Raw genomic sequence first — 11,150 nt, 5'->3', positions numbered from 1 at the left:
TTATCTTGGGTAGTCATGGTGAATCTGGGTTTAGTGATTAGTTGGTTGCATCTCCTAATCTAACTAAACTGTCAGATTTCATCGTGACTACTTCAAGTTATTGCAGAATTTTATGGGCGATTTCTCCCCAGACGGACGGATCATTGATCTTTTGTCCCAGTTCTGTTTCGCCAGCGGCTTCCGAAGAAACTTCGGAGGCGCTCATATATTCATTCAACGCTGCTTTGACTTCCTGAACCCGGCCGGAAGAAGATTCGTTTAGTTTTTCCAATTCAAGCTTGGCAAACAGCTCATCGTTATTCCGGAAAGGGTAGTCGCTAATGGAAACCTTGTCTACGGGCGTATCCGGTGCGGAACTATCTTTTGTGGATCCGGCGGATTCTTTTCCCTCAGAGGCAGCGTCCGTTTTATTGAGATTTGTTCCGCTGACTCGGTTTTCTATTTTATTAATATCCATGATATCGTTGTTCAGTTCTGTTTAAAGTTACTGAATTCTCTGCTCATTTTAAAGACTGATAACCTTTTTCAGCCCTTCGTTGGTTTACCGCATCACCCAGTCTTTCCCTTGTGCGGTCGATAATCACATCCAGCGCGTCCTGAATTTTTTTTGATTGTCGTCTAAATTGGTCAAAGAGCGTTTGGATGACAGCCGATTCCTCATCGGATAGCATATCCTTGTTAACGTCAGAAATCAGCTCACCCATTTTACGGCTATGCAGGGCCCGTTTGTCGAACGCTTCGCGCAGCGAAGCAACGGAAGTTTCATCCCTGTGAAGCTCCTGTATGATCTTCCGGTTAATTCTGACAAGCTTGCGAAGATGTATAGTAAATGACTTCATATCTTTTTATTAGAAGCCTAAGCTCGATTGATAACTCATGATGGCGTTGAATTGATTCTGTCCTTCGGTCTGCATTTGCTGGAGTTCCGCAAAAAGTTGTCTCTGTTGTTCCTCATACCGTTCCAAATATTTATTTTCGGATTCGATACGATTATCGAGAAAGTCGACTTTTTGATCCAGCCCGCTTTCCAGTGAGGATATAACGCCGCTGGCCTGGGTATAGGTTTCGGCCTGGTTATACATGGCCGTGACGGGGGACGTCTCATCGGTAAACAATTTGCTTACTTCATCGGGACGGTTCGTAAGAGCATCTTCCAGCAGGTCGGCATCATCAATTTTCATGGTACCGTCATTTTCAAATCCGATACCGATATCCATCAGGTTATCCAGTTCCCCGGCCGCAGCAGCTGACATGTCCGTCAGAGCTGTCTGGCGCAGGTTGAGCGTCAGGTTTCGAATGGATCGCATGCCCTGCAGGGGCCCTTTGTTGCCGGTTTCCCCGTTGATAAAGGTCAGACTGCGGATCTTCTTATTCATTTCGTTAAAAGTGGAAATAAACTCTTCAATGTTATTCTTGGCTGTCTCCACATCTTTATTCACTGAAATCTGTTCGGTGGTACCGGGGTCATCGAGGATCGTAAACGTCATCCCCGAGATGGCATCATCCACGGTATTCTGGCCTCTTGTGAAGGTAATACCGTCCACGGTAAATTCGCTATCCAGCTGCGCCGGATCCGTGAGGTGGCTCATATTCGTGGTAACATCGGCAAGTGCTCCGGAAGCGTTGCTGAACTGGATACGCTGGTCGTATCCCGTCTCGGCACTTTTAATAGAAAGTTGTACGTTGCCGTCGTTGTCAATCTCAAACACATCACTGTCCGATTCCACCCCCAGCAGGTCGTTGATGGCCGTTGAGAACGACTCCAACACTTCCTGATTGGTTTTGTCCGTCCCGTCATCATGGGTGGTCGTGACCGAAATCGTTTCTGTTTTATCCCCGATGGTAATATCCACCGAACCGTCGCCGCTTGCCGCAAGACCCGTCGCCGCCCCATCCATTACATTGGACAGCATGATATCTTTGTTTGCCTTGCGATGTACCGTAATATCATAGTTATTCGGCTCGTCCATCCCCGCTATGGAATCCACTCGTACCACCCCCTCGTCACCGGAGGTCGCTTTCAGGGGATTAAAACTGTTGGACGTGCCGCTGGTCAGCTCATCAATCTTGTTCGTGAAATCAGAGATTACAGAGCTGACGTCGCTCAGGGCAGACTGCTGCTTGTTGAGCGTATCCTTTTGGTCTTCCAGCCTAAATTTTTTCTGGCTTTCAATCTGTACCAGCTGCTGAACAAACTGTTCATAGGGATTGGTTTGCTGTATGAGACTGCTAATGGAATTCATGTCATCACTATTTTAGTTTGCTGTACCATATAGCTTAACCGGAGACGCTGTCCCCGTTTGGCTGTTCCTTCTTGTCAGCCGCTTCCCAGGCATCCCTCAGGGGTTCCAGTATTTCTCTTATCTCCTCGTACTCCTCCTTTCGCGCCAGGTCCTGGCAGTATTGATAGAGCTGAAAAAGCTCACCGGCGGGCTCGTAGTCAAAGTTTAAGCTTTCGATGAGGGTGGCAAGGACATCCTTCACGCGCTCTGCGTCTTTTTGGTAAGTAGCCTGCAGGACGAGATCATACAGCTTTACCACCAGCCGTAGTGGTGAAGCATTCATTACTGCCTGTCGTTGATATATTTGCTGTGGATTCGGCATAGATGGTTTATTTAACAAAAACGTTTAAAATAGCCAGGTATCGCTATTATCGGCCAAGACTAAAAAAACTTAAGTGAAAAGTTTGGCCGGCATTATCAGGATACCCATAGAGTAGAAATATTCAAAAAATATGCCAGAGTTGCCGCTGATCCTGCAGTCTTGGGGAACCCGTCGTGAGTGAGAGGGACCTCTCCTGAAATATTGTGACACAAAAGCATCCCATACCCGGGTCAACAAACGCTTGGAAAGGAATCATTCGAAAATATAGGGTGCATTCAGCGGCTGGCCCGCACAGGCAGGCGCCGGTGAAGTACCCAGATATTTTTCGCTAAAACGTCTACGGCATGCCTTCTCCCGGGGACCGGGCTACCAAATATTCCCGCTTGCAAGAAATAATTTCCGGCGTCAACAAGAAATTACACGCATAATCACCCATTAGAGCGGATATGGAAGGCAACAGACCTGATGGCACTTTATTTGCAAAATAGATAGGTGATATTTGAAACAGAACAGCAACGAACAGCATAGTCTGTGCAAAAAAAGATTAAGCAAGCCCAAAAATACCTGGAATGGGAAGAGCCCAACCAGGCGATAGCCGAACTTCGCACCGTTTTAAAAAGCAATGAAATCCAGAAAGAGTATCGATGGGTGCCCAATCACATGATGGGGATTGCGCTATCACTGAAAGGGGATCATGCATCCTCAATGCGATATCTGGAAAAGGCCATAAAACTTGGGTCCGGGCAGCCGGAAACCTATCACATGCTCTCGGTGAATTACTATAACCTGGGAAAGTTCGAAGAAGCCGAGAAATATGGAAATGAGGCGGTGCAGAGGAAAGAGGATCTCCTGAAAGGATGGCTGAACCTGGGTTCGGTGTACCGGGCTCAGGCCAAGCTCGAGGAGGCTCTGCAGTGTTATCAGAAAGCCAACCGGCTGGATCCTAAAAATTCCGGAGTCGCTTTTAGGATTGGAGAAATTTACCGGGACCAGGGAGATCTGGAGCAGGCCCTGAAACTATTTGATATCACTTTGAAGATTGAGAAAGATCACAAGCACGCTATTCTGGAGAAGGCAGAAGTGTATAAAAAGCAGGGTAATTATGAAAAAGCATTACGTTGTATTGGGGAAGCCAAGGAAAGGCATAGCACCCAAACTCCTATTCAGGTAAGCGAAGCAGAGCTTTATAAATCGCAGGGAGATTATGATAAAGCCATTGATCTATATGAGCAATTACTTGAGGAGGAGCCTCGCAATGGCATACTTCGGGTTAATTATGCTTTGTGCCTGCAGGAGGTAAGCCGGTTTGAACAGTCCCAGAAGCACTACCGCCGGGCTATTGAAGATATGGCGGATCCGAAAAAGGCTATTTCCAACTACCTTATGGGACTGCATTACAATCCCGAAAACAGCAGAGAATATATATTCAAGGAGCACGTGCGGTTAGGTAGAGAATTTATTCCTGAAGAGGACCGTGCGATTACCGTTCTTCCCAATACAGAAAAGGATAAACAGTTGAAAATCGGCTTTGTATCGGGTGGATTTCGTCGCCATCCCGTCGGCTGGATGATCGCCGGGGCTCTGGAGCAGCTGACGGAAGATCGTTTTGAGTTGTATTGTTATACGACAAATAATAAATATGATTTTGTTACCCGGCGCATCCACCAGAATATTGATACGTGGCGATCGGTCGTGGGATACAATCCGGATGTTATTGAGAACCTGATTCGTGAGGACGAGCTGGATATACTGGTGGACCTGTCCGGCCACTCTGCCGATAATTGTTTGGATGTTATGTCACGAAAACCGGCGCCCATCATAGTGAAGTGGGTTGGCGGATTATTTAATACGAGCGGACTTGAAGCTTTTGATTATCTGATCAGCGACTGGCATGAAAGTCCCGAAGGAGAAGAGCCGTACTATACCGAAAAGCTGGTACGCCTGCCGGATGATTATATCACGTTTACGCCCCCGGCCTACGCTCCGGAAGTGGGTGAGCTGCCGGCCGAAAAAAATGGGTATATCACTTTTGGATGCTTTAACAATCCCACAAAAGTAAATGAGGTCGTATTGAAACAGTGGGCGGGGATTATGCAGGAGATACCCGGGAGCCGCCTGTTTCTGAAAAGCAAGCAGTACGATACCCCCTCTTTCAAAGATCAAATAACAATGGTAATGGCAGAGGAGGGAATTTCCGGCGATCGCATTGAATTTCAGGGACATACCTCCCATGACGAGCACCTTGCGGCCTATAACAGTCTCGATATCGCCCTTGATCCCTGGCCATATTCAGGGGGACTCACGACCTGTGAAGCCCTTTATATGGGGGTGCCCGTAGTTACGATGCCCGGACCTACTTTCGCAGGGCGTCACTCGACCACACATCTTGTAAATGCCGGCCTGCAGCAATGGGTGACGGATAGCTGGGTGGAATATACCGAAAAGGTGGTGGCGCTGGCAAAAGACCGGGATACGCTGGGTGCAACGAGACAAAGGTTGAGGGAACAGATATTACATTCACCCGTCTGCGATGGCAAACGATTTGGCGCGCACCTCTCGGTGGCTTTTCGCCGTATGTGGGAGCAATGGGTCGATGGGTATACGAATGGTCTGGAAGAATGGCAGGATCATATTGAGATCGAACCATTATCTCAAGAAGAGATTGAGCAGTTGACTGACGGACCTGATACCACTCCTCTTATCATGATAAAGGAAGACGATGCCAATAAGGCTATAAGAGAGGAAGAGGCCAATGATTTTCAGCCGCAAGATAAAGATTTGCAACAACCTGTAGCAACAGAGGAAATGATGACAAAAACAGCGGTAAACGGTCAGCAGGCCCACCAACAAAGGAATGGTCGACAGCAGGACATGACTTGTCATCAAGACAAAACCTATTACATAAAAACGAAAGACGATGTGACGATCTGTACGCCTGCAGATCTTGAGATGCTCACTCCCTATGTGCTATTGGAGCAGGAACAGTGGTTTGAACCGGAGCTGGATTTTATCCGGCAGTACCTGCAGCCCGGAATGCAGGTGGTAGATGCGGGGGCCTCGTTCGGCGCTTTCACTTTACCCATGGCAAAAAAAGTAGGCGGGGAGGGAGCGGTATATGCTTTTGAGCCAGGTGCGGTAGCCAGACGGCATTTGGAGATGAGCAAGTCAGAAAATGGATTCCATCAACTGGAGATTATAGAGCGGGCACTCGGACAGGAAATTGGTAAAGGCAGGTTAACGAATGCCGAAAGCTCCGAATTTAACACTATTGATGAGGATGGTGAAGAGGATATTTCTGTCACCACTCTTGATGCCTGGTGGACATTTGCGGGCCAGCCCGACATAGAATTTGTGAAGATAGATGTCAACGGCATGGAGACGGAGGTGTTGCAGGGGGCTTCAAAAACACTTGAGGCAGCTCACCCCGTTGTATTGGCATCTATTGGAGAGAGTGATGAAAGTTTCGCGGGACTGCGAGATCAGCTGACTGAAATGAACTATGTGGTGTATGAATATATTCCGGGCCCCGCGCTGCTGGCTGAGCACGATCCCGAAGCAGGTGTTGATCCCTATTTAATGAATATAGTCGCTATTAAAGAAAATCGGATCAAGGAATTTAAAGAATCGGGATGGATTTTTGATCAAGAGGCAACTCCCGAACAGCCGGAGAAGACAGTATGGAAAAAAACATTGAGCATCTCGCCGTGGACGGATTCCCTGATGGATGACTGGGAAGAGAAAATTTCTTCCGGAGCACAGGAAGAATATATGAAGGCACTGAATATGATTTGTGCTGCCGAGCAGATGGATACAAGTGCAGGCAATGCTCATTCCCGGTCGCGCAAAGGAGCGACCATGCTGGCAGCTGCCCAACAATTGATTGGCTTATTTAACAGCGGTAAAGCAGGCGTCTCGGTGGCTATGACCTATGTTCGCGTAATGAATCAGCTGGGTAAACGAACTCAGGCCGTAGAGATGATAAAAGAACTGATGGAAACGGTAAACTCCGGAAATAAAGTGGAGCCCCTGCTGCCCTTTCTTCCACCGCTGCCGGAACAGGATGACACAGATATTCAGACCGATTTCTCCAAATGGCTGACGGTGCGTGTTGTAGAAGCCTGGATTATACTGAAAGATCCGTCGACCTATATGAGCGGAGAGCAAGAGAAAAAGATGTTGAAGGCGTTGGAGGGGAACCCGGAAGTGACCGCCTGGATCAATAGGCGACTTGGATTGGTAGTTTTAAAACAAAAACTGAATTTAACGGAGCAACAGTTTAAGAAAATTGAAAAAAGTCTGGGCAATAATGCGAACTTATTACATAGGAAAGAAAAAAAGAATGACCGATCTCTGATCAGTAATGGTTATACAAATGAATTTGACAATTCATTTGATTCGGGGACGCCTCTCAGAATTATACCGCGAAAATTTTGGCAGACACCTACAAGCAGAAAGAAAGCAAATATAGCCGTAGCTATAGCCGATAAATTACAAAATGGGGAACTTGCGGACCACAGGGAAAAAATTGTGAGGGAGTGTCAGGATAGGATTGATCGGGATGGTACCGATAGTATGGCCTTTTATATCATGGTCCATGCCCTGCAATCAATAGATTATCATGACTCAATAAAGATTGATTCAGAGTTGATACATCAGCTTCATGAAAAGGGTTGGGAATCTAAAAAAACACTTTATTCCTACTTCTATAACTATAAAGAAGTATTTGACAGTATTAGAGTACCTGAGCTGTCTGTAATTGTGGTCAGTAACAAGATGAATACGGAAGTCCTGAAGAACCTGAAGGAGATCCACAGGCAAAGAGATAAAAAAACGGAAGTTATTTTTGTTAATAATGGGCTGAGTGAAGGTGCAACTAAAAAAATAAATAAATATGTCGATGTACTGATTCATTTAAAACAGAATGCGGGTGCGTGTTTGGCTCGTAATTTTGGCGCCCTTTTTTCAGAGGGAAGCTACTTGTTATTTATCGATGATGACGGTATCCCAGAAGAGGGTCTGTTGCAGGCGCACAAACGTATTTATGCCAGAAGGGATGCATATGTGGCTCGGGGCGTATATTTGCCAAAAAATAAGGGAGGCAAAACGCCCTGGCACTATTACCTCGGGTCGGAGACAAAACCCGCAGTATGTTTTTTGGAAGGTAATACCTCTTTTCGTTCAACGCCTTTTTTTGACATCGATGGTTGGCAAGACAGCCTGTTGGTGTACCATGAGGGAATGGAGCTAAGCTACAGATACTATAGCCGGGGCTATGAAAGAGAAAAATTGATCTATTTTCCGGATGCTGTTTTACGGCATGACTATATAAAACCTCCTGCCGGTCAAAATCGGAAAAATAAGCTTCTCAAAACGTCATATCATTTGGTGCATGCAATGTACGATAATCTGGATAATGTTATATATAGCTGGCCCGAAAAATTCACTTCAAATACAAAGGCAACTAAAACCATTAATGATTCAGAGTATAGTGCTTTAAAAAAAGTTAGCTATCTGGCGCCGGGGAATGCAGATATGGCTTATGGATTGCATAATAAGCGGGCTGCTATTTTAGCTGAAAAAACCCGCAATGAAGGCGTAAAATCAGAAATATTGTATCTGACAGACCCTCTTTTTTTAGAGAAAATCGTACAAATTAGCAAAGAGCCCGGACATGCAATTCATTCCGGAATTATGGGATACCCTTCCTGGGTAATGATTGACCGTGTACAAAGTGCCAATTTATTTGATCTTTTAAATGTAGATATTTTCGCTATGCTGGGGGATCATCTCTTTGCCGATTTTATGTGGCAACGTCTTAAAAAGATGGGTTCTAAGACTATTTTTTATTCTCAAGATCAAGCCATACTTGATGAACTTGATGTTTTGGGTCCGGGGACAAATCCCTCTTTTACTATCGATTTCTTCCCTCCCGTAACTGAGGTCGATGAGGAAAAAGCCCAAAAAAAATTGGAAAAAAGAGAAATCGATGTCCTAATACCTTGGGCTCTGAACGCAGGTTATGCAGATTCGGCACTCATTCTTCAAGAGATATCTAAGCTGGATGAAAATATTGTTTCTGTAGGAGAAGTATTAATGGGGGAAATGAAGTCGATATATGATCAATCTGTTCTTTCTGTTTTCAAAGAGTGTTATGCTTCCGTAGTTGGAGGTACTTATCAGTTTAGCAGAGAGAAAACAGAAGAAGATTATCGTTGGATGAAGATGCTTCATTTGGTGGACCAGTATGTGCGCCACAGAAGGCGGTTTGATATGCTTCAACAGCTTAGTGACTTGTCGTCAGATAAATTTAACATCGTAATTACTGCTGATAAGAAACAGGCAAACGGATACAACAAGTTACACTCGAAGTCTTCTATACAATGGATCGGACAAGTTACCGCCGAGCACTTGGATCGTTTATATGCTGACTCAAAAATTGTATTAAACTGCAATCCTACCTACCCGGATTATCTGCACGGTCGCGTAAAAAGCGGGATGAGATGGGGATGCTGTGTTATTACTGACCGAATCCCCGGTCTTTCTAAAAGATTCAATAACAAAGAACACTTACTTTTTGTCGACAAGGAAACCAATCTTGGAGAATTATTGCAGTCAGAGAGAATAGATTTTCAGGAAATCGCAGATAGTGGCAAAAAGGTTATGGACAGCAGGTACACCCAAGAAGGTTCTTGCCGATTATTGTTAAGGAAAATGAATACTAAGTTACAGAATAAATAAACGTATACTAACATGATTCCTATAACCAAGCCTTTTATGCCGCCCCGTGCCGAGTATGAAGAATACCTTGAAGGAATATGGCAGCGCGAGTATTTAACAAATAATGGTCCGCTTGTTCAGGAGCTTGAAGCAAAATTAAGAGCATATCTGGATATAGAACATTTATTGTTTGTATCCAATGGAACTATTGCTTTACAAATAGCGATCAATGCGTTGGGATTAAAAGGTGAAATTATTACTACTCCTTATTCGTATGTGGCAACAGCCAGCAGCATCGTATGGGAAGGGTGTACGCCGGTATTTGTTGATATAGATGAACACACCTTGAATATAGATCCGAATCTTATAGAAGATGCTATAACTGATACCACTTCGGGAATTATAGCAACCCACGTTTACGGGAATCCCTGCGATATGGAGGCTATTCAAGAGATAGCGGATAAGTATGACCTAAAAGTGATTTATGATGCGTCCCATTGTTTCGGCACTGAATTTGAAGGAAAGTCGGTGTTTGATTACGGAGATGTGAGTACCGTAAGCTTCCATGCCACAAAACTTTATCATACGATCGAGGGTGGAGCGGTAATATCCAGACATGAGGATGTAAATCATAAAATTTCACGCATGCGAAATTTTGGTCATGCCGGCCCCGGTAATTTTGAAGGGGTGGGTATTAACGGAAAAAATTCGGAATTTCATGCAGCCATGGGATTATGCATTCTTAATTACATTGATGAAATCTTGGTATCTCGAAAAAACCAGTGGCTTAGGTATGCCGATTTTTTAACATATGCGAATGCAAGAGGCATCACTATTCATCCAGCGGCGAATTTTAACTATGCCTATTTCCCAGTGGTCTTTGAAAGTGAAACAGTAATGCTGAAGGTAAAGGCATCTTTGGAAAAGAATGAGATTTATCCGAGACGGTATTTTTATCCGAGTCTGAGTGAGCTTGATTATATGGAAGGCCCTCTTCTTAATAGAACCTATGATATATCAAAGCGCGTATTATGTTTACCGTTATACTATGATTTAATAAAGGAAGAGCAAAAAAAAGTTATATCTGTCATTCAGGAGAATATAAAGGAAGTTGTTTATGAATAGCCTCACTGTTATGCAACCTTATTTCTTTCCATATATTGGATATTTCCAGTTGATAAAGGTCGTTGATAAATTTGTTTTTTATGATGATGTGAATTTTATCAAAAACGGTTGGATAAATAGAAATAGAATATTGATAAACGGACATCCTAAATACTTTACTGTTCCGTGCAAGGATGTGAGTTCGTATAAAAAAATAAAAGATATCGAGCATGGGTTAAATCAGCGGGTACGAAAGAAACTTCTAAAAAAGATCAAATTTACATATAGTAATGCTCCGTATTTTGATGAGGTATACGAGGTAGTTAAGCAAGTATTAGCACTAAGAACTGACTATATAAATGAACTTGCAATGCAGAGCGTTAAAAAGAGCTCAGAATACTTGGGAATAACATGTTCCTTCTTGAAAAGTTCGCAAGAATTTGAGAACCAGGAATATGATACTGTTGATCGGTTGATTGATATTTGTAGGCAAGAGGAGGTGGATAATTTAATTAACCCGATTGGAGGAAAAAAACTTTATCAAAAAGAGTATTTCCAGGAAAGAGGGATAAATTTACACTTTCTGAAAGCGGAGAAACAGGAATACAAACAGTTCGGGGAAGACTTTATCCCATGGCTTTCCATACTTGATGTTATGATGTTTAATGCGCCGGCAAGGATTAAAGATGGTTTATTAGGTAGGTATACACTTCAATAAAAATAGT

At 44.1% G+C, this 11,150-nt stretch carries 7 protein-coding genes; 3 read left to right on the top strand and 4 right to left on the bottom strand.

Annotated features, from left to right (window positions below; translation table 11 throughout):
- Positions 1–97: 97 nt before the first annotated feature.
- Genes BUB16_RS15225 through BUB16_RS15210 form a run of 4 tightly spaced genes read right to left on the bottom strand, consistent with a single transcriptional unit; the run spans position 98 to position 2,604 of the window.
- Positions 98–457 (bottom strand): hypothetical protein, encoded by a 360-nt coding sequence (locus BUB16_RS15225; RefSeq protein WP_073066342.1) that lies wholly within the window; start codon positions 455–457, stop codon positions 98–100.
- Between the two features lie 43 nt (positions 458–500).
- Positions 501–839 (bottom strand): hypothetical protein, encoded by a 339-nt coding sequence (locus BUB16_RS15220; protein ID WP_073066339.1) that lies wholly within the window; start codon positions 837–839, stop codon positions 501–503.
- A gap of 9 nt (positions 840–848) precedes the next feature.
- On the bottom strand, positions 849–2,243 hold the full coding sequence (fliD, locus tag BUB16_RS15215) for a flagellar filament capping protein FliD (protein WP_073066337.1): 1,395 nt from the start codon (positions 2,241–2,243) through the stop codon (positions 849–851).
- 34 nt (positions 2,244–2,277) lie between these two features.
- Positions 2,278–2,604 carry a flagellar export chaperone FliS gene (locus BUB16_RS15210; protein ID WP_073066334.1) on the bottom strand — a complete coding sequence of 109 codons (327 nt, stop codon included), beginning with the start codon at positions 2,602–2,604 and terminating at the stop codon, positions 2,278–2,280.
- A 531-nt stretch (positions 2,605–3,135) separates the two neighbouring features.
- Here BUB16_RS15210 and BUB16_RS15205 point away from each other — a divergent pair.
- Genes BUB16_RS15205 through BUB16_RS15195 form a run of 3 tightly spaced genes read left to right on the top strand, consistent with a single transcriptional unit; the run spans position 3,136 to position 11,143 of the window.
- Positions 3,136–9,342 (top strand): FkbM family methyltransferase, encoded by a 6,207-nt coding sequence (locus BUB16_RS15205; RefSeq protein WP_073066331.1) that lies wholly within the window; start codon positions 3,136–3,138, stop codon positions 9,340–9,342.
- 12 nt (positions 9,343–9,354) lie between these two features.
- On the top strand, positions 9,355–10,446 hold the full coding sequence (locus BUB16_RS15200; protein WP_073066328.1) for a DegT/DnrJ/EryC1/StrS family aminotransferase: 1,092 nt from the start codon (positions 9,355–9,357) through the stop codon (positions 10,444–10,446).
- On the top strand, positions 10,439–11,143 hold the full coding sequence (locus BUB16_RS15195; protein WP_073066326.1) for a WbqC family protein: 705 nt from the start codon (positions 10,439–10,441) through the stop codon (positions 11,141–11,143). The genes BUB16_RS15200 and BUB16_RS15195 overlap by 8 nt, the downstream gene beginning before the upstream one ends.
- Positions 11,144–11,150: the final 7 nt, after the last annotated feature.

Source organism: Fodinibius roseus, from assembly GCF_900129315.1.
Taxonomy (GTDB): domain Bacteria; phylum Bacteroidota; class Rhodothermia; order Balneolales; family Balneolaceae; genus Fodinibius; species Fodinibius roseus.
Note: the sequence above shows the minus strand (reverse complement) of the source record. Positions and strands in the feature narration are given on the sequence as shown.

What these genes read in the sequence shown, in the direction of transcription:
- BUB16_RS15200 (WP_073066328.1), top strand. Translation starts at nt 9,355, where the DNA reads ATGATTCCTATAACCAAGCCTTTTATGCCGCCCCGTGCCGAGTATGAA.
- BUB16_RS15225 (WP_073066342.1), bottom strand. Translation starts at nt 457, where the DNA reads ATGGATATTAATAAAATAGAAAACCGAGTCAGCGGAACAAATCTCAAT.
- fliD (WP_073066337.1), bottom strand. Translation starts at nt 2,243, where the DNA reads ATGAATTCCATTAGCAGTCTCATACAGCAAACCAATCCCTATGAACAG.
- BUB16_RS15220 (WP_073066339.1), bottom strand. Translation starts at nt 839, where the DNA reads ATGAAGTCATTTACTATACATCTTCGCAAGCTTGTCAGAATTAACCGG.
- BUB16_RS15210 (WP_073066334.1), bottom strand. Translation starts at nt 2,604, where the DNA reads ATGCCGAATCCACAGCAAATATATCAACGACAGGCAGTAATGAATGCT.
- BUB16_RS15195 (WP_073066326.1), top strand. Translation starts at nt 10,439, where the DNA reads ATGAATAGCCTCACTGTTATGCAACCTTATTTCTTTCCATATATTGGA.